This is a genomic window from Mycoplana sp. BE70 (assembly GCF_031455855.1).
Classification (GTDB): Bacteria; Pseudomonadota; Alphaproteobacteria; order Rhizobiales; family Rhizobiaceae; genus Mycoplana.
On sequence record NZ_JAVDTM010000006.1, the window covers coordinates 144,493 to 163,996 of the forward strand.

At 64.0% G+C, this 19,504-nt stretch carries 17 protein-coding genes; 13 read left to right on the forward strand and 4 right to left on the reverse strand.

Going from position 1 to position 19,504, the window contains the following annotated elements; translation table 11 throughout:
- Positions 1-34: 34 nt before the first annotated feature.
- The 3 genes from J2Y48_RS12815 to J2Y48_RS12825 all read left to right on the forward strand — a co-directional run bounded on the left by J2Y48_RS12815 (position 35) and on the right by J2Y48_RS12825 (position 4,707).
- Positions 35-1,288 (forward strand): class I SAM-dependent methyltransferase, encoded by a 1,254-nt coding sequence (locus J2Y48_RS12815; protein ID WP_405030228.1) that lies wholly within the window; start codon positions 35-37, stop codon positions 1,286-1,288.
- Positions 1,289-1,434: 146 nt separating this feature from the next.
- Entirely contained in the window at positions 1,435-3,735 is a 2,301-nt protein-coding gene (locus tag J2Y48_RS12820; RefSeq protein ID WP_310418216.1) for a Tex family protein, read from the forward strand.
- A 291-nt stretch (positions 3,736-4,026) separates the two neighbouring features.
- A complete protein-coding gene (locus tag J2Y48_RS12825) occupies positions 4,027-4,707 on the forward strand; it encodes a redoxin domain-containing protein (protein WP_310418219.1) in 681 nt (226 codons plus the stop codon).
- 18 nt (positions 4,708-4,725) lie between these two features.
- Here J2Y48_RS12825 and J2Y48_RS12830 read toward each other — a convergent pair whose 3' ends face one another.
- Positions 4,726-5,217, reverse strand: a complete 492-nt coding sequence (locus J2Y48_RS12830; RefSeq protein ID WP_310418222.1) for an isoprenylcysteine carboxylmethyltransferase family protein — start codon at positions 5,215-5,217, stop codon at positions 4,726-4,728.
- Between the two features lie 269 nt (positions 5,218-5,486).
- Between J2Y48_RS12830 and J2Y48_RS12835 the strand changes: the two genes are divergently transcribed.
- Entirely contained in the window at positions 5,487-5,720 is a 234-nt protein-coding gene (locus J2Y48_RS12835) for a hypothetical protein (protein WP_310418225.1), read from the forward strand.
- Between the two features lie 97 nt (positions 5,721-5,817).
- Here the strand turns inward: J2Y48_RS12835 and J2Y48_RS12840 are convergent, their stop codons facing one another.
- Positions 5,818-6,453: a DUF1062 domain-containing protein gene (locus tag J2Y48_RS12840; protein WP_310418228.1), complete on the reverse strand. Its 636-nt coding sequence runs from the start codon at positions 6,451-6,453 to the stop codon at positions 5,818-5,820.
- Between the two features lie 421 nt (positions 6,454-6,874).
- Positions 6,875-7,198, reverse strand: a complete 324-nt coding sequence (locus J2Y48_RS12845; protein WP_310418231.1) for a metalloregulator ArsR/SmtB family transcription factor — start codon at positions 7,196-7,198, stop codon at positions 6,875-6,877.
- A gap of 50 nt (positions 7,199-7,248) precedes the next feature.
- Between J2Y48_RS12845 and J2Y48_RS12850 the strand changes: the two genes are divergently transcribed.
- Positions 7,249-7,737, forward strand: coding sequence for an SRPBCC domain-containing protein (locus J2Y48_RS12850; RefSeq protein WP_310418233.1), 489 nt, complete (start codon positions 7,249-7,251; stop codon positions 7,735-7,737).
- Between the two features lie 67 nt (positions 7,738-7,804).
- Here J2Y48_RS12850 and J2Y48_RS12855 read toward each other — a convergent pair whose 3' ends face one another.
- The gene (locus J2Y48_RS12855) at positions 7,805-8,545 is read right to left on the reverse strand and encodes a L,D-transpeptidase (protein ID WP_310418236.1); all 741 of its coding nucleotides are present in this window, start codon (positions 8,543-8,545) and stop codon (positions 7,805-7,807) included.
- A 226-nt stretch (positions 8,546-8,771) separates the two neighbouring features.
- On the opposite strand from J2Y48_RS12855, the gene recO reads away from it, so the two are divergent.
- The 8 genes from recO to J2Y48_RS12895 all read left to right on the forward strand — a co-directional run bounded on the left by recO (position 8,772) and on the right by J2Y48_RS12895 (position 19,468).
- Entirely contained in the window at positions 8,772-9,527 is a 756-nt protein-coding gene (recO, locus tag J2Y48_RS12860) for a DNA repair protein RecO (RefSeq protein WP_310418237.1), read from the forward strand.
- On the forward strand, positions 9,524-10,033 hold the full coding sequence (locus J2Y48_RS12865) for a PaaI family thioesterase (protein ID WP_310418240.1): 510 nt from the start codon (positions 9,524-9,526) through the stop codon (positions 10,031-10,033). Before recO ends, J2Y48_RS12865 begins: the two co-directional genes overlap by 4 nt.
- 132 nt (positions 10,034-10,165) lie before the next feature.
- The gene (locus J2Y48_RS12870; RefSeq protein WP_310418243.1) at positions 10,166-13,090 is read left to right on the forward strand and encodes a DUF2339 domain-containing protein; all 2,925 of its coding nucleotides are present in this window, start codon (positions 10,166-10,168) and stop codon (positions 13,088-13,090) included.
- An 86-nt stretch (positions 13,091-13,176) separates the two neighbouring features.
- Positions 13,177-14,274 carry an acyltransferase gene (locus J2Y48_RS12875; protein WP_310418246.1) on the forward strand — a complete coding sequence of 366 codons (1,098 nt, stop codon included), beginning with the start codon at positions 13,177-13,179 and terminating at the stop codon, positions 14,272-14,274.
- A gap of 106 nt (positions 14,275-14,380) precedes the next feature.
- Positions 14,381-15,226: an MOSC domain-containing protein gene (locus tag J2Y48_RS12880; protein WP_310418854.1), complete on the forward strand. Its 846-nt coding sequence runs from the start codon at positions 14,381-14,383 to the stop codon at positions 15,224-15,226.
- A gap of 120 nt (positions 15,227-15,346) precedes the next feature.
- A complete protein-coding gene (locus J2Y48_RS12885; protein ID WP_310418250.1) occupies positions 15,347-16,582 on the forward strand; it encodes an MFS transporter in 1,236 nt (411 codons plus the stop codon).
- Between the two features lie 160 nt (positions 16,583-16,742).
- The gene (gene nadA / locus J2Y48_RS12890; protein ID WP_310418253.1) at positions 16,743-17,816 is read left to right on the forward strand and encodes a quinolinate synthase NadA; all 1,074 of its coding nucleotides are present in this window, start codon (positions 16,743-16,745) and stop codon (positions 17,814-17,816) included.
- A gap of 53 nt (positions 17,817-17,869) precedes the next feature.
- Complete coding sequence (locus J2Y48_RS12895) at positions 17,870-19,468, forward strand: L-aspartate oxidase (protein WP_310418256.1); 1,599 nt, start codon at positions 17,870-17,872, stop codon at positions 19,466-19,468.
- Positions 19,469-19,504: the final 36 nt, after the last annotated feature.

The following is a 19,504-nucleotide window of genomic DNA, read 5'->3' on the forward strand; positions in this document are numbered from 1 at the left end:
TCATTAGATTTTGCTTATGTTGTCCGCAATGGGAATCGGCATGGAACTTTCCACGCTGCTTGGACGGGTGATCAGGAACGGGCAGTTGCAGGTCGTCGATCCATCGGGTGAACTGGCCCATTATGGCGACGGCGTCGGGCCCACGTTGCGCATCCGCTTGGCCGATGCCGCCGTTGGTCGCGACATCGCTGCCGATCCTGCACTGAAGATCGGCGAAGCCTACATGGACGGACGGCTGGTGGTGGAGGAGGGCGACATCTTCGATGTGCTCTCGCTTCTTAGGCGCAACGGCATTCGTCGTGCGGCGACAATTGGCGTCAAGGCAAAGGGGCTGCTGAGACTTCTCGCCTATCAGATCAACGCCCGGATGCCGGTCAACCACAATCGCCGCAACGTGGCGCATCACTACGATCTCGATGCGCGCCTATTTGACCTTTTTCTCGACCGCGACTGGCAATACTCCTGTGCCTATTTCGAGCCGCGCGACATTTCGCTGGATGAAGCCCAGACGGCCAAGAAGCGGCATGTCACCGCCAAACTGCTCCTGATGCCGGGGCAGAGGGTGCTGGAAGTCGGTTCGGGCTGGGGCGGGCTCGCCATGTACATGGCGGAAAGCGCCGGCGTCGACGTCACCGGCATCACGCTCAGCGAGGAGCAGCTTGCCATCTCCCGAACCCGCATCGCGCAACGCGGCCTCACCGAGCATGTGCGCTTCGAGTTGAAAGACTACGTCGATCTTGATGGCGAGTTCGACCGGATCGTCTCCGTCGGAATGTTCGAGCACGTGGGGCTCGCCAACTATGGCAAGTTTTTCAACACAATGGCCCGCCTGTTGAAGAAGGAGGGCGTGATGGTCCTCCACTACATCGGTCGCGTGAAGCCCGCCTACACGATCAATCCCTGGATCGAGAAGTATATCTTTCCAGGCGGATACCTGCCGGCGCTTTCCGAGGTCCTGCCGGCGATCGAGCGGGCGGGTTTCCTCGTCAAGGACATCGAGATGCTGCCGATGCACTATGCGTGGACGCTCAGGGCCTGGCGCGAGCGCTTCGTCGCGCGCTGGGACGAGGCGGCGAGGCTTTATGACGCGCGTTTCTGCCGGATGTGGGAATTCTACCTCGCAGCGATGGAGGCGGCGTTCCGACACGACCGGCTGCCGATCATTCAGATCCAGCTCGCCCGGCATCAGGATGCCGTGCCCTTTGCGCGCGACTACATCGGCGAGGCCGAGGCGCGGCTGCGGGAATTCGAAGCGAAGCGCCCGCCGCTCGCACCAGTTCGCATCTGAACGAAGCGCCCAGCGATATGTTGTGGACTCTGCGCCGCGTGTCGGTTGGCGGAGAGGGGGGGCCGCATTATGGTCGCCGTCCGCCGATACGGTGCCTGGAACCTCTGGGGCCGAAGCCAATCGGCATGCATGATCAGGAGAGCAAAATGGCTGCAACCCCGCTGAAGATCGCCAATACGATCGCTGCCGAAATCAAGGCAAGCTCCGCCCAGGTCCAGGCGGCAGTGGGGCTGCTGGACGAGGGGGCCACCGTCCCCTTCATCGCCCGCTACCGCAAGGAAGTGACCGGCGGTCTCGACGACACCCAGTTGCGCGTGCTTTCCGAGCGGCTGGCCTATCTGCGCGAACTGGAGGCGCGTCGCGCGTCCATCCTCGAATCGATTGGCGGGCAGGGCAAGCTCACCGATGAACTGGCTGCGAAGATCGCCGCCGTCTCCACCAAGGCCGAACTGGAAGACATCTATCTGCCCTACAAGCCGAAGCGCCGTACCAAGGCTGAGATTGCCCGCGAGCGCGGTCTCGGGCCGCTCGCCGAGCAGATCCTTGCCGAGCGCGACAAGGTGCCGGCCGAACTCGCGGCCGCCTTCCTCTCCGCCGATGTGCCCGATGCCAAGGCGGCGCTCGAGGGCGCGCGCGACATCGTCGCCGAGCAGATCACCGAGAACGCCGACCTCCTGAAGCGGCTGCGCGACTACATGAAGGACAATGCCTTCCTGCGCTCGCGCGCGGTCGAGGGCAAGCAGGAGGCGGGCGCGAAGTTTTCCGACTACTTCGACCATACGGAGCGCTGGTCGGGCGTGCCGAGCCATCGGGCGCTCGCCATGCTGCGCGGTTGGAACGAGGAGTTCCTCTCCGTCGACATCGCGGTCGATCAGGACAACACGGATCCGGTCAAGCCGGTCGAGCGTATCATCGCCTCCTTCTGCGCGCTCGGCCAGAAGCCTGGCGACAAGTGGCTCGCGGAGGTGATCGGCTGGACCTGGCGGGTAAAACTCTCCATGTCGCTGTCGCTCGACCTGATGCGCGAGATGCGCGAGCGTTCCGAGGAGGAAGCGATCCGCGTCTTTGCCCGCAACCTCAAGGACCTGCTGCTGGCCGCTCCGGCCGGCACCCGCGCCACCATGGGCCTCGACCCGGGCATCCGCACCGGCGTCAAGGTCGCCGTCGTCGACAATACCGGCAAGCTGCTGGAGACCACGACCGTCTATCCGTTCCCGCCGAGGAACGACATTCGCGGCACCCAGGCCGAACTCGCGAGCCTCGTCCGCAAGCACAATGTGGAGCTGATCGCCATCGGCAACGGCACCGGCAGCCGCGAGACGGAGAAGCTGGTCGCCGACATGCTGGCCGTACTTCCGGCGCCGAAGCCGACCAAGGTGATCGTCTCGGAAGCGGGCGCCTCGGTCTATTCCGCGTCGGAAACGGCTGCCGCCGAGTTCCCGAACCTCGACGTGTCGCTGCGCGGCGCCGTCTCGATCGCCCGTCGCCTGCAGGACCCGCTCGCCGAACTCGTCAAGATCGAGCCGAAGTCGATCGGCGTCGGCCAGTACCAACACGACGTCGACCAGGGCAAGCTGTCGCGCTCGCTGGATGCGGTGGTCGAGGATGCGGTGAACGCTGTCGGCGTCGACTTGAACACCGCCTCCGCGCCGCTGCTGGCGCGCGTTTCCGGTCTTGGCAAATCCTCGGCCGAGGCGATCGTCGCCCATCGCGACGCCAACGGCCCGTTCGAGAGCCGCAAGGAGCTTCTGAAGGTTTCCCGCCTCGGCGCCCGCACCTTCGAACAGTGCGCCGGCTTCCTGCGCATTCCGGCCGGCAAGGAGCCGCTCGATGCTTCGTCGGTGCACCCGGAAGCCTATGGCGTTGCCAAGAAGATCGTCGCCGCCTGCGGCCGCGATGTGCGCGCCCTGATGGGCGACAGCGCGGCGTTGAAGAAGCTCGATCCTCAAGTCTTCGTCGACGAGCGTTTCGGCCTGCCGACCGTGAAGGACATTCTCGCCGAACTCGAAAAACCCGGTCGCGACCCGCGCCCGGAATTCAGGACCGCGACCTTCGCCGACGGCGTCGACGATATCAAGGACCTCAAGGTCGGCATGCTGCTGGAAGGCACGGTGACGAACGTTGCCGCCTTCGGTGCCTTCGTCGACATCGGCGTGCATCAGGACGGGCTCGTGCACGTCTCCCAGCTTGCCGATCGCTTCGTCAAGGACCCGCACGAGGTGGTCAAGGCCGGCGACGTCGTGAAGGTGCGCGTCACCGAGGTTGATGTGCCGCGCAAGCGTATCGGTCTGACCATGCGCAAGGACGGCGGCGGCGAGCAGCCCGCGCGCGACCAGCGCCGCGACGCGCCGCGCGGCAATAACAACCGCATGCCGCAGCAAAAGCCGCAGGCCCCGAGCCAGGGCGCTTTCGGCGCGGCGCTGGCCGAGGCGTTGAAGCGGAAGTAGGGGGCAAGCAGCGGAATACGGGGTGGCCTCCGGCACGCCGCCACGACAATTGGGCCACCACAATCCGCCGCTCTCGTCCGCTTGCAACCGTGCCCGCGGGCGAGCCGGTTGGTTGCTCAACCTGGTCCTCCTGGGTAAAATCGCGCACGCAGATCCTGGCTCACGATCGGCCGATCCTGGATGAGTTCCAGGTCATTGCCGCGGCCATCGTCAATCGCGTCGCGAATGGCATGGCATCAACTCGTGGCAAACCTCCTATGCTGGCTGAGCTTTGATGCGAGGAGGTCGTCGATGCCAGCACGTCATGCCGACTATCCGTTGCAACCCGGCGATCAGGCTCCGAACATTGTCCTGGATGCGATCTCCTGCGAGGGGACGATCGCACTTGATGATTTCCGGGGCCGAAGCCCGCTGTTGATCGGTTTATATCGGGGCCTGCTCTGCCCGTTCTGCCGACGCCATGTCGCCGCGATGGCACAACTCAACTCCGCTCTGCGCGAGAAGGGCGTGGAGTCCCTGGCGGTTGTCATCACCCCGGTTGAACGCGCGCGACTCTATTTCCGTTATCGTCCGATACCCGGTCTTCTTGCTGCCTCCGACCCGCAACGCGCTTCACATCGCGCCTTTGGCCTGCCCCTGCTCGAGTTGACGGAGAACGAGACCGATTGGCCATACAAGGTCGGGATGGACGAGGTCGCAACAATGCGGGTCGATCGGCCGGGAGAGTTGCCGGAACCTATGAATCCGGCCGCCGCGGGCGATCTTCTCAGCGAAAGAGATGGCTACGAACTTACAGAAGCCGACCAGCAGGTGAGGATAGCCGGACATATGCAGCTTGTCGGACATTTCCTGCTCGATCGAGAAGGTTTGGTGCGCTGGAGCTTCACCGAAGTCGAAGGGCAGGGTCGAAATCTGTGCCAGGCACTGAATCCGGAAGAATTGATGTCGGCACTTTCACAAGTTGCGCACTGAGACGGAAAACGCGCTTGCCTACAACCAACGTCCGACGCGAGTCTTGTAGCCGAGATAGGCGTCACCGAATTTCCGCTCAAGATAGCTCTCCTCACGGGCGACAACGCCGTAACGGATGACGAGATAGAACGGCACCAGCAGGACAGCGAGCCATAGGGTGTCGAAGGCGATGGCGAGGCCGATCAGGCCGAGGAACATGCCGATATAGATCGGGTTGCGCGTGTAGCGGTATGGCCCTGCGTCGACGATCGTTGTGGTCGGCTCGGTCGTCTGGATCTGCGTCCCCGCGCGACGAAAGGTCGTTGCAGCCCAGACCAGCAGTGCCACGCCGGCGAGGAACACGATGCCGCCGAGCCAGCCGGTCGGCACGCCTGACGGGAATGGCAGCGAGTATAGCCGGTCGAGCGCGAGCCCGGCGATTACCGAAAGTCCCCAGGCGATCGGCGGCCGGATGACCGCACCTGAGTTGTCGCGCAGATTGCTGTTTGGCTGGTCCATGTTGTCGCCCATGCCGATCTGTTCCCACGATCCGGGCCTGGAACTCTAGCACACTTGAACCAGCGCGATGAGCGACTGTCATAGGCCATCGGCGTGGCACGTCGCGCGGCAAGCAATTGCAGCAAGTACCCCCGGCTCCGAACCAGGGGCGCGCCTTCGGCTCGCCGCCAAGCTTGCCCCAAGCTCCGGCGAAAAGAGGCCCTTTTCCATTTGCCGTTAGTGGCAAGGCGCTGGCGGTGATACGATGTTCCCGTTCTACTGATTACGGAAGGTTGCGCGTCATGGAAGCGACACATGCAGCCGAACTGGCAGCCCAATATCTTCGTCTTGGCGGGCGAAGGCTCTCGAAGGTCGATGACAACCACGTCACCACCCGCATCTGGGAAAGCGAACCCGCCGAAGCGGAAGCGTTCTGGAGGGAAAACATCGAACCAATGGACGAGAGCCATCAGCGCGAGGTGATCACGCTCTTGCCGTCCATAAGCGAAATCCACGGGGCGCGCTGCCCCCTGTAGACAGCTTGCGTCCCGCGAAACAACGACAGGCTAGAACGTGGCCGAGCAGGAAGCGTGAACTCACGAAGGCCAGATTCTCAAGCCTCCGTGACGCAACTTATAGCGGGCTACCCGTCGCCAGCGGTCGCCACAATTGCTCTCGCTCGGCCTCGGTGGAAAGATCAATCATAATTTGGGTGCCAGATCTGACACGCCGCCGCAAAATGTCGACGCGATCCGAATTGATCCAAAGTGTGCCTTTGTCGTGAAGCGCTACCAGCCGCGCGCGCGAGACGCCCAACTCGGACGCCAGCAGACGGTCAAGGCGTGTGCTGAGCGGAAGCGGAACCATCAGTTCGATTTCCAGTTTCGTCCAATTGCGAGTTTCGCGCAGTATCTCCTTTTCGGTATCAAACTCAGAAAATTCATCGACGCGCTGCGACTTGCGCCTCAGTGCTTCGAGGTTGAAACTTTCCGTCCGAATCCATTGCGGATCGTTGGACTGCAGCGCTTCGAGGACCGCAGGATTGATGTCGCGGACATTCTGCCGCTCATAGAGCGGCCGGTTCCACGTTTTCTCGCAGATCAAGCACTTGTAGATGAGCCACGCATCAAGCTTGCGGCCGTTGGCGTTGAGCCGGATTTTGCCGCTGGATTGGAAGGCCCTCAGGCCTCCACATCCGCTGCACGCAATCCAGGGCTGGGGAGCTGTCTTAGGAACGATGGTCCATCGGACCCGAAGTACATTGCACATATCGTCTTGGTCTTCCGTTCGGAAGTCCACCAAGATGGTGCATAAGAAGACCCTTGCGGGCACGGTGTGGCGTTGTTTCGGGCGGCTGAAGAGCTGAGACAGCGGAGCTGCACGTGGCACATTCCAACAATGCCAAACCGGTCTCTTGCCACCACCCGATGAACACGATCATACGCCGACAGCGTGTTGCTATCCGGCAGTACGGGTGAAACTGGATTGAGACCGGTATTTACTTAGGCAAAGTTGACCTCGATGCGTCAATGCTCTTCAGCCAAAGCGATAACAAATGATCGGCTCGAAATGGAGTCCCCTGACACATCCGAAAGATGAAAGTTGCTGTTTTGTGGCTTCTGCGCAACTTCTCATTGAGGGTGGTCCTGGTTGGGCTTGGGCTGATCGCTGGATGCCAGGTGAGCCCGGCCTATTTCTCGATCTCTTTTTTCAGCGCCTCGAGCACGCTTATCGCGTGGCCGGCATACTGGCTGATCCAGCGGTCGTGGATCGCTTTGATCGGTAGGGCGTTGAGATGGTTCCAGCGCTCGCGGCCGTCACGGCGGGCGATGATCAGGCCGGCGTCTTCCAGCACTTTCAGGTGCTGCATCACCGTACAGCGGTCCATCTCGGCAAAGGCTTCGCACAGCGCGCCGGTCGTTTGTGGGGCGTCCTTGAGCGCGTCCAGCATCTGCCGGCGCTTGGCGTTCGCCAGTGCCTTGAAGACCGCATCCTCGTTTGATTTGCTTGACATGTTATAAAAATATAACATAATTCTGTCATGGACAAGCGAAGGAGGACGGCATGACGCTGGAATTTCGCGTGAACGGACGGATCGACAAACCGGTGGCCGAGGTGTTCGATGCCGTCGTCAATCCCAAGAAGCTGAGCGGTTATTTCACCACGATCGGCGGCGCCAGTGCGCCGCTCGTTGCCGGCACGACGGTGACGTGGTGGGGCATGGCGCCGGTGATCGTCGACGAGGTGGAGGAAAATTCCCGGATTGTCTTCCGCTGGGATGCCATGGTGGACGAGGGGGAGGCGCCCTACAAGACGCGCGTCGAGATGCGCTTCGCGCCGCTGGAGGACGGCGGCACGATGGTGACGATTGCCGAAACCGGCTGGCGCGAGAACGCCCGCGGCCAGAAATCGTCCTACATGAACTGCGAGGGCTGGTCGCAGATGCTCGCCTGCATGAAGGCCTATCTCGAATACGGCATCAACCTGCGCCACGGCTATTACCCGAGCGAGCTCAAGGGCGTCGTCGCCTCCGAGCAACAGGATTTCGTCTAGGCAGGAGCCGTGGAAACCGGGATCGAGCTAAGCCCGACGCGTCGTTCGCGTCGGGTCACGTCGGCGACTACAGCGCGGCGGGAGCCGTGCTGTAATTGGCGGCATTTGCGACCGGCATTCCGCCGGCCGGAACGTCCATCGGCGCCTCGTGCTGAAGCACGACGACGCGGCTGCCGGTCGGCACGCGGCCGTAGAGGTCGATGATGTCCTGGTTGAACAGGCGGATGCAACCGCTTGAAACGGCTTTGCCGATCGACCACGGCTCGGAGGTGCCGTGGATGCGGAACAGCGTGTCCTTGCCGCCTTCGAAGAGATAGAGTGCCCGCGGTCCGAGCGGATTGGTGAGGCCCGGTTCCATGCCGCCGGCCCATTTGGCGTTGCGCTCCGGCTCGCGCTTGATCATGTTCGGCGTCGGCGTCCAGCGCGGCCATTCCGCCTTGCGTCCGATCCGCGCCGTTCCCTCGAACTCCAGCCCGGCCTTGCCGACGCCGATGCCGTAGCGCATCGCCATGCCGTTCTCCTGCACCAGGTAGAGGAAGCGGTTCTGGGTATCGATGACGATCGTGCCGGGCACCTCGCTGGTCGGATAGGCGACCTGCTGACGGAAATATTTCGGGTTAACACCGGCGATGTCCATTGCCGGCAGCGGGAATTTTTCTTCCGGGTGCGGCCCGTACATCGCCAGGTGCATCGGATCCGGTCCCTTCTTCACTGGTTTGGCAGTGACGCAGCCCGCAAGCGCCAGGGAAAGCAAGAGGAGGGCGAGGGGACGCGCGCAAGCAACTGCACGGATCGCGGACACACACATAATGAACTGACCTGCTGTTCGTTTTTCGATACCGGACGTTCGAGTCCTTCGCGCCTCTTCTAAAGCCAATTCTGACGGTGGCGCGGCAAGAAGGGAGCGAAAATGCGGCAGGCATCCCCGGCGTGGCGCAGTGTGGCGCAAAGGTCACGCATTGGCGGCGCGCGGCCGCAGTCTTCCACAGCCTTCCGCGCTTGCCCCTGCTACCGGTGGGGCGTATGGCTTTGCCATGCAATGGAGCGACGAGGCAATTGTGCTTGGCGTGCGCCGTCACGGCGAGACTTCGGTGATCGCCGAGGTGATGACGCGCGCGCACGGTCGGCACCTCGGCGTCGTTCGTTCGGGGCGCTCGCGGACGATGCAGCCGGTGCTGCAACCCGGCAATTCGGTGGAGGTGACCTGGCGGGCGCGGCTCGACGAGCATCTCGGCGAGTTCCGCATGGAGCCACTGCAGTTGCGCGCCGGTCAACTGATGGAGACGGCGACCGCCGTCTATGGAGTGCAGGCCATGGCCGCAGTGCTGCGTTTCCTGCCTGAGCGCGATCCCCATCCGCATCTGTTCGAGATGCTTGGCGTCATCCTGGAGCATCTGGAGGATCCCAGGGATGCCGGCGAGCTCTTCGTCCGCTTCGAGCTGGCCGTGCTCGAGGATCTCGGCTTTGGGCTGGATCTCGCCCGATGCGCCGCGACCGAAAGGACCGAAGATCTCGTCTTCGTCTCACCGAAATCGGGTCGTGCCGTCAGCCGCGATGCCGGCGCGCCGTGGGCCGACAAGATGCTGGCGCTGCCGGCCTTTCTCGGTACGCAGGCCAGCAAGGCGGCCGACCAGCAGGCGTTGTCCGATGGTTTTCGGCTGACCGCCTTCTTTCTCAACCGGTATGTTTGCGAGCCGCGCGGGCTGCAGCTTTCCAGCGCACGCGACGGCTTTATCCAGGCGACGCTGAAGGCGCTTGCCGTCGTTGCCCCTTCGGAGATGACTTCATGAATATCGAACTCTACCCGGGACTGAGCGTTGCCGGTGTCGGCACTCTGCCCCTGGACGTGGTCGCGCGCGACGGCGGACTGAAGGTCCTTCAGGCGATGCTCGCCGGTGAGCTGCCCGCGCCGCCGATGGCGAAGACACTGAAATTCACGCTGGCAGAAGTCGAGGAAGGGCGGGTCGTCTTCAAGGGATACCCGACGCAGGAACACCTCAATCCGCTCGGAACCGTCCATGGCGGCTGGACCGCTACGGTGATGGATTCGGCGCTCGGTTGTGCCGTCTTCGCCACGACCTTGCCGGGCGAGGCCTATACGACCGTCGAATTCAAGGTGAACCTGGTCCGCCCTGTCCTGCCGGGGATGGGCGAGGTGTTCTGTGAAGGCCGGATCGTGCACCGTGGCCGCACGATCGCCACGTCCGAGGCATGGCTGCGCGACAAGAACGGCAAGCTGCTCGCGCACGGTACGGAGACCTGCGCCATCTTCCCGATCGACAACCTGATGCGCTGACGCGACTGCAATTCCCTGCCACGCGCGCATGCCGGCAAAATACCGCCCCTTGAGGTTGCGCACCTGCTCCCGCATGATCAGATGAACAGCATGCGCCGGTGACGGCGGTCGCCCCGGACAAGCGGAGAAGTCATGGCGGAAATACTGGCCCTGGTCGCCATCGTGCTTGCGATCACCGTGATGAACAAGACCCGCAAGAACGCGGCGAAACTCACTGAAGAGATTCAGAAACTGCGGCAGGAGATCGATGCCCTGAAGGTCGGTGGCGTTGTGCCCGCCACTTCTCAAGCAGCCGCCGAGGCGGTCGAAGCGGCGCATGGCGGCGTTACTGCAGATGGCGTGCTGCAGGAGGCTGAAGCACCGTTTGCAAGCCCCTGGTCGGCGGCAGGCACGACAAGCGGGGCGCCCTTGTCGCAACCCGGAGACGCTGCGGCGGTGCAGGCCGGCGACGTTGCAACTGCCGACACTGGCCGCGCAATGATGGTCGATGGCGCCAACGGGCTGGTCCAGATCGCTACGCCGGAGACGGCGCCGGTGCGCGAGAGCCTTGAAAGCCGCATCGGCGCGCGCTGGGCGGTCTGGGTCGGAGGGCTGGCGCTCGCACTCGGCGGCATCTTCATGGTGAAATACGCAATCGAGAGCGGCCTGCTCAGCCCGGCCGTGCGCCTGTCGCTCGCCGCCCTGTTCGGCCTGGTGCTGATTGCCGCCGGTGAGTTCATCCGCCGGCGCACGCAACCGTTGATCGCCAACGCCTTCCAGAACGCCATGGTCCCCGGCATTCTCACTGCCGCCGGTGCACTTACCCTTTTCGGGGTTACCTATGCCGCCCATGGCGTCTATGCGTACTTCGGCGCGCCGGTCGCATTCCTGCTGCTTGCCGCCGTCGCCTTTGCCACGATCGCGCTTTCGCTGCTGCACGGCCAGGCGCTCGCCGGTCTCGGCCTGCTCGCCTCGATGGTGACGCCGCTTTTGGTCGCGGCACCCGAGCCCGACCCCTGGCGGCTGTTCGGTTATCTGTCGCTGACCTGGCTCGCCACGATCACCGCCTCACGCCTGCGTAACTGGCAGGTCGTTCCGACGCTCGCCAATGCGGGTCTCGGCCTGTGGGCGATCCTCTATCTCGCCGCAGCAGAACCGCTCGCGACATTGCCGCTAACGCTGGCGCTTTGCACCATGCTGGCGGGAACCGCGTTCGTCTGGCCGGGCTCCGGGCGCGGAGCCGGGGATGTCCCGCACACAGCGGTCGGGCAGGGGAACACGGACGCAGCCGACGGTGAGGGCGAAGCGCCAGCCGCCGAGACGGCGACGGCGGTGGGCAACTCAGAACCGGTTGCCGCGCGATGGCAGCGGTGGCTTGCCCCCGCCTGGGCACCGGTGTCCCTCAGCGCGGCCCTGGCGACCGTCGTGCCGGCGATTATACTCGCGTTCCTCTATCCGTTCCCGGCCACGGCTTTGGCGGCATTTGTGGTGCTCGTGTTGGCGCTGGCGGCGGTTGGCGCCGTGCGATCCTGGGCGCTCTATCCGGCGGTGCTAGGCGCTCTGTGCGCCCTTTCCGGCACGATGGTCGTTGCCGATCTTGCCGGTCTTGCCATCGGCCTCGTGGATCGTTCGGCAGGGTTCGAGACTGCAACTTCGCAACAGGCAATGGCAGGTGCGCGCGCCATCAACCTCATCCTGCTGCTGGCCGCGGGCTTCGCGGCGATCGGCGCCGCGGCGCTGTGGCGGTGGCGGGAGAGGGCGCCGGCTTATGCGGCGCTCTGGAGCGTGCTGATCGCCATCTTCCCGGTTGCCATCATGGCTGTGAGCTTCCTCGCCTTCGGCAATCTGTCGCTCGACCTCAAGCATGGCCTTCTCGCGCTCGTGTTCGGCCTGGCTTACTTCGCCGGGGCCGAGGTTTTTTCGCGCGGGTCCGCCGATCGGAGCGGACAGATCCCGCAGTGGTCGCTGGTGGCCGGCGGCTTCGCCTTCCTCGTGCTGGCGCTGTTTGCCCTGACCGACGGCCTGGCGACGACGCTGCTCGTCGCCGTCCTCGGTCTCGCCATGGTGTTTGCGACGCGGCTTCGTCCCTGGCCGGTGCTGCCCTGGATGATGGTAGGCGCCGCCCTTGTCGTGGCGGTTCGCATTACCTGGGAGCCGACGGTCGTGGGCGCCGCCAACCTGTCGAGGACGCCGCTGTTCAACCAGCTTCTTGCCGGCTATGGCGGGCCTGCGCTGCTGCTTGCGATTGCCGCCTACGAGCTGCGCCGCTGGCCGCACGCGCGGGTGCGCAATCTCCTGCAGGCATTGGCGAGCCTGTTCATACTGCTGGCGATCGCCATCCTCGTCCGTCACGCGATGAACGGTGGCGTGCTCGACAGCGCGGTGCCTACGCTCGGCGAGCAGTCGATTTACACGATGCTTGCCGCCGGCGCCTCGGCCGTTTTCATGAGCCTGGATGTGAGATCGCCGAGCCCGGTCTTCCGCTACGGGTCGATGGTGATAGGCGTTCTTTCGATGCTGTCGATACTGATGGCGCATTTCGTTGCGCTCAACCCGTACTTCACCGGCGAACTGACCGGGCGCTGGCCGTTCTTCAACCTGCTGCTGATCGGCTATCTGCTGCCCGGCCTCGCCTTTGGCGGGCTCGCCTGGTACGCGCGCGGAAGGCGGCCGGCGCCCTATGTCATGCTGCTGGCGCTGACCGGGGCCGCGCTAATCTTCGCCTGGCTTTCGCTGTCTGTGCGCCGCTCCTGGCACGGCGAGGGGATTGCCGATTGGAAGGGCTTCCTGCAGGGCGAGGCCTACACCTATTCCGTCGTCTGGCTGCTGCTCGGGGTGGCGCTGCTGGCACTCGGTTCGCGCTTCGATGCCAAGAGCCTCCGCCTCGCGTCGGCGGCCTTGGTGCTGATCGCCGTGATCAAGGTCTTCCTCTTCGACATGGCCAACCTCGAAGGCATCCTGCGCGCGCTGTCCTTCATCGGCCTCGGGGCGGTGCTGATCGGCATCGGCCTGTTCTACCAGAAGATCCTGTCCAGGCGGGACGGGGAGCGTGCAACCACCGCGCCGCCGGGAGCCTGATGCGCGTCGGCTTAACGCGCCATAAACCGGTGATGAGCCATCATCTGCCGCCCTGAATACCAGCAACGGGGCAGGCGGCGGGCAGGATGAACGGGCCAGGTCACATCGGAAGTCTTGACGGACTGCGCGGACTCGCGGCGGCCATCGTCCTCCTATCGCACATCACCCTGATCTTTCCCGAATTCGGAGCGCTTCCCTATCTCGACATCGGCACCGAGGCCGTCGGCATATTCTTCGCCTTGAGCGGCTTCCTGATGGCCTATCTCTACGGCCGCCGCCCGGTGACGCGTCAGGGCGTGGGTGACTTTCTCGTCAGTCGATTCGCAAGGATCTACCCCGTCTACCTCGCAGCCGTCTGTCTCGTCGGGGTTCTGTCGACGGTGACACAGCTTGGCTATCCGCAGCCGATGGAAGGCCTGCTGGATTTTGCGCTGCATGTGATGCTGCTTGGCAAGAGCGGCGTCTTCTGGTCGGTTCCGCCGGAAATCCAGTTCTACGTCGCCTTTCCGGTGATCTGGCTGTTCCTGAGTGACCCGCGCCGCTACCAGGTCATCGGCTTCGGCCTGATGGGGGTGGTCGCCGTTGTCAGCCTGCTCGATTTTCCGGGGCCGGGGATCCTGCTGCACGCCAAGCTGCCCTATTTCCTCTTCGGCGTTGTTGCCGGGCGACTTCACGTCACTCTGTCCGATCGTCCTCCGTCGGTACTGATTGGCGTCATGGCGGTCGTTCTTCTGGTCGTCTTCTTCAGCTACAAGCACATGGTTCCGGTTGTGGGCGAGCCTTTCTGGGGCCTTCCGACGGCGCTGGCATCCGCGCTGATCGTCGCGCTGGTCGCGCGTGAGCATCCACTGACGGCGCGCGTGCTTTCCTCGGATCCGCTGCGTTTCCTCGGCGTGACGAGCTTTTCGCTTTATCTTCTCCATGTCCCGGTCATGTTCCTGACGCGCCAGACGTTCTCTGCATTGCTGCCCTTGCCGGTCCTGGCCGTTCTGACGCTCGTCACCGCCCTCCTTGCCGCCTGGGTCAGCTATAGCGTGATCGAGGCACCGGGGCGGCGTCTGGTCGGCGATCTCTGGCGGGCCAGCCGGTTGAGGCGCGGCCTGCTGCGCCGGCCGATGGTGGTTTTTGGAGGGCGCGACAAGAATCACGGTCTCGATGTCGGCCGGGCTTCTCTGCGCGGGTAGCAACCTAAAGGACTTCAGCGTTCCGCGACCAGTTCCAGCATCGTCGCCGATGAGCTAAAGGTGCGGGACCTCTGTTCCAAGGAATCGGACGCAGCCTATGAAGCCAATGACCGTCGCCGCCCTGAACATCCACCCGCTGAAAAGCGGACGTGCCATCGCCAAGGCCGAGGTTTCGGTGCGCCTCGACGGTTTCGCGGACGACCGCCGCTTCATGGTGACCGATCCGGATGGCCGCTTCATCACGCAACGGGAGTTGCAGTTTCTGGCACAGGTGGAAGCCTATCCGCTGGACGGCACGGTTCGTCTCGTCATGCAGGGGCGGGAGATCGTGCCCGGCTTCGATCCCGCGCGCCGGCTGCAGGTCACGGTCTGGGACAGTTCTGTCGATGCGGCCCTTGCCGACGATGCCGCCAATTCGGCCCTCTCGGAGTGGCTCGGTCGCGATGTGCGGCTCGTCCACATGGATGCGCTTTCGAGCCGCTACGAGGGAGAGACGTGGGCTGGCCAGCCGGCGCCGGTCGGGTTTGCCGATGGTTTTCCGGTCCTCATCACCACCACCGGCTCGCTCGCTGATCTCAATCGCACGCTTGTCGAGAAGGGCCAGGAGCCGGTCGGCATGGATCGCTTCCGCACCAATATCCTGATCGACCACGACGGCGCGTGGGACGAAGACCTGTGGGAGGCAGTCGAGATCGGCGGTGTCGTCTTCGATCTCGTCAAGCCCTGCTCCCGCTGCATCATGACCACGCAGGACCAGATGACCGGCGAGCGCATCGGCGGCAATCCGATCCAGGGCCTTGCCGAAAAGCGCATGTCGGCGGACCGCCGCGTCGCCGGCGTGCTGTTCGGCTGGAATGCGGTGCCGCGCGGGGAGGGGACGCTGCGGGTTGGCGACACGGTGAGCGTCATCGGCCAGCGCCCCGGGCGCTGGCCGATGAAAGTTCGTGGCTGACACCGTGGTTTACTTGAACGATTCCCAGCATGAATTTCGCTGATCGGCCGGTCAAATTAATTCACTTTTTTGGATAGGTCGTGGCCGCTATTTTTGCCGCCCGAACATCCGGAGATTCCCATGTCTGCTCCTTCCACCACCGTTGCCGCGACCGGCCGCTCGCAAATGCCATGGCTGATCATCGGCGCGGGCTGCATCATTGCCTTGTTCACCTTCGGCCCGCGGTCCGCCATGGGGTTCTTCCAGCTTCCCATGTTGCAGGAGACCGGCTGGGATCGGACAACCTTCGGTCTGGCGATGGCCTTCCAAAATCTCTTCTGGGGTCTCGGACAGCCCTTCTTCGGCGCGATCGCCGATCGCTTCGGCACATGGCGCGTGCTGGCGCTATCCGGCATTCTCTACTCATCTGGCCTGTTCCTGATGTCTGTCGGCGGCTCGCCCCTGACGCTGCATCTCGGCGGCGGCGTGCTCGTCGGTCTCGGCGTGGCGGCCGGCTCCTTTGGCGTGGTGCTGTCAGCGTTCGCGCGCAACGTCACGCCGGCGCAGCGCCCGATGGCCTTCGGCATCGCGACGGCCGCCGGCTCCGCCGGCATGTTCCTGTTCGCGCCGCTGAGCCAGGGGTTGATTTCGGCCTACGGATGGTCGGACAGCCTCGTCATCCTCGGCGTGTTGATGCTCCTCGTTCCGCTGTTTGCAATGCCGCTGCGGGGCAACTCGTCCTCCGGCACGCAGAAGGAGGCGGAGTACAAGCAATCGATCGGCGAGGCGCTGAAAGAGGCGCTCGGCCACAAGAGCTATCTGCTGCTGGTCTCCGGCTTCTTCGTCTGCGGCTATCAGGTTGCCTTCATCACCGCGCACTTCCCTGCCTATATCGGCGATATCGGCATCGACGCGCGCTATGCGGTGATCGCGCTCGCGCTGATCGGCTTCTTCAATATCATCGGATCGCTCGCCTCCGGCGTGATCAGCCAGCACTATTCCAAACCCTACTTCCTGGCGCTGATCTATATCGCCCGTTCCGTCGCCGTCGCTGCCTTCATCCTGCTGCCGCAGACGCCGCTGTCGGTCATCCTGTTTGCGATCGTCATGGGGCTGTTGTGGCTCTCGACTGTGCCGCCGACGAACGCGCTGGTGGCGATCATGTTCGGCACGCGTCACCTTGGCCTCCTCGGCGGCGTCGTCTTTCTGTCGCACCAGATCGGCTCGTTCCTCGGCGTCTGGATGGGCGGCTACCTCTACGACCACTTCGGCACCTACGATCCGGTCTGGTGGTTCGGCGTGGCGCTGGGCGTCTTCGCGGCGATCGTCCACTGGCCGATCCGCGAACAGGCCGTCCGCCGTCCGGCGATGGCTTGAGGCAAAAATTGCCCGCCGGAAATGGCGGGCGATCCCTTGCGAAGCGTCACAAAAATTTCTAAATCAGCCGAGCCGGCTCTGCCGGTTTTGTTGGGTGCCAATTATGCTCAGTATGAGCAAAACAGTCGGCCGCCTGAAAGGCGGTAGAAAGGGAGGGGGCATGACCCAAACCGCTGCCACAAGTGTCGGCAGGACCACGCCACGCAGCGCCGCCGAGCGCTTCGGCGTACTTGCGATGCCGGACCTCTCCTTTACCCCCGAAATCGCCCGCGAGACCGAGCATCTGTATGAGCGGGTGAAGCAGTTCATTCCGGCGATCGAGTGGCCGGTCTACGCCCCCTACGTCCATGCCATCAACCGGCTGAAGAAGGAGCGCGGGGCAGTCATCGTCGCGCACAACTACCAGACGCCCGAGATCTTTCATTGCATCGCAGATATCGTCGGGGACTCGCTGCAGATTGCCCGCGACGCGACAAAAGTGGATGCAGAGATCATCGTCCAGTGTGGCGTCCACTTCATGGCCGAGACGTCGAAGCTGCTCAACCCGGAAAAGACGGTCCTCATTCCCGATCTTCGTGCCGGCTGCTCCCTTTCGGAATCGATCACCGGCGCCGACGTGCGGCTGCTGAAGGAGCGCTACCCCGGTGTGCCGGTCGTCACCTACGTCAACACCTCTGCCGAGGTGAAGGCGGAAACCGACATCTGCTGCACCTCCTCCAACGTCCTTGCCGTCGTGGAAAGCCTGGAAAGCGACACGGTCCTTTGCATTCCCGACGAGTACCTGGCGATGAACGTCGCCAAGCAGACGAACAAGAAGATCCTCACCTGGAAGGGCCATTGCGAGGTGCATGAGCGCTTCACGCCGGCCGAGCTCCTTGCCTACAAGGAAGCCGATCCGTCGATCGAGATCATCGGCCATCCGGAATGCCATCCCGACGTGATCGCCGTCTGTGATTTCTCCGGCTCCACCTCGGGCATGATCAACTACGTCAAGGACAAGCTGCCGCCGCGCGTGCTGCTCGTCACCGAGTGCTCGATGGCCTCCAATATCCAGGCCGAGGTGAAGGACGTCGATTTCATCAAGCCGTGCAATCTCTGTCCGCACATGAAGCGCATCACGCTGCCGAAAATTCTCGACAGCCTGGTGAACATGACGGAAGAGGTGGTGATCGACCCGGCAATTGCCGATCGCGCCCGTCTTGCCGTCGAGCGGATGGTGAATTTGAAGCAGTAGGGGCTGCCCTCCCCACAAGGGGAGGGAAGAGGCGGTCCGTGGAGGAGAATGGAATGCCGATCGACAGTTTTCGCCCCCTTTCCTGGAACGCCATCGACGACATCGTCATCGTCGGCGGCGGGCTGGCCGGGCTTTTTTGCGCGCTGAAGCTCAGCCCTCGGCCGGTGACGATCCTTGCCGCCGCACCGATCGGCCAGGGCGCCTCGTCGGCCTGGGCACAGGGCGGCATTGCCGCGGCGATGAGCGCCGGCGACACGTTCGAGAAGCACGTCGCCGACACGATCGAAGCCGGCGCCGGTATTGTCGACGAGAAAATGGCGCGCTTCATGGTTTCCGAAGGGCCGGCGCGCATCCATGATCTGCTCGATTACGGCGTCCCGTTCGATCGTGATTTGGAGGGCAAGCTGCTCCTGTCACGCGAGGCGGCCCATTCGGAGCGGCGTATCGTGCGCGTGCGCGGAGACATGGCCGGCAAGGCGATCATGGAGGCGCTGATCGCCGCCGTCCGCAAGACACCGTCGATCCGCGTGCTGGAAGGCTATGTGGTCGAAGAGCTGGTGCGGGAAGGCCGCTTCGTTTCCGGCGTGATCGCCCGGCCCGACGCCGGCCAGTCGAAGAATCGCGTGCATTTTCCGGCCCGCGCCGTCGTGCTCTGCTCCGGTGGCGTCGGCCATCTCTATGCGGTGACGACCAATCCGTGGGAGGCCTGCGGCCAGGGCGTGGGCATGGCCGCGCGCGCCGGCGCCATCATGGCCGATCCGGAGTTCGTCCAGTTCCACCCGACGGCGATCAACATCGGTCGCGACCCCGCGCCGCTTGCCACGGAAGCGCTGCGCGGCGATGGTGCCCAACTCGTCAATTCCGCCGGGCGCCGCTTCATGCTCGACATTCACCCGGACGGCGAACTCGCACCCCGCGACATTGTCTCGCGCGGTGTCTTCGCCGAAGTGCAGGCCGGGCGCGGTGCCTTCCTCGACTGCACCAAGGCGGTGGGCAAGCATTTTCCCGAGATGTTCCCGACCGTCTACGCGTCCTGCGTGGCTGCCGGCATCGATCCGGTGACCCAGCCGATTCCGGTCGTGCCGGCGGTCCATTACCACATGGGCGGTGTGCTGACGGATGCGGAGGGTCGCACCTCGGTGGACGGGCTTTGGGCCGCCGGCGAGGTGACCTCGACCGGTGTCCACGGCGCGAACCGGCTGGCATCGAACTCGCTTTTGGAAGCCGTTGTCTTTGCCGCCCGCATCGCCGAGAACATCAAGGGCATGCTGCCCGAGCCGAAAACCGGCGACTGGGGCAAGAAGGCCGACGAGAGCGACGATCTGGTGACGGTGGAAGACAGCCCGGCGCTAACGGCCCTGCGCAAGCTGATGAGCGCGCAGGTCGGCGTGATCCGCGATCGCAACGGGCTGAAGGAGGCAATCCGAGCGATCGCCAGCCTCGAGCGCGAGAACAGCCGGATGCGCTTCCACAACATCGTCACCACGGCCAAGCTGATCGCGGTGGGTGCCTATCTGCGCGAGGAAAGCCGCGGCGGTCACTTCCGCGCCGATTTCCCCGAGCAGCGGAAGGAATGGAAGCACCGCACCTACATAACGCTTGCGGAGGCCGACCAGGTCGTGGCCGAATTGGCGGAAACGGCAGCGGCATAAGCACCGGCGGGCCGGAACGATGCCCCGCAGATTGGA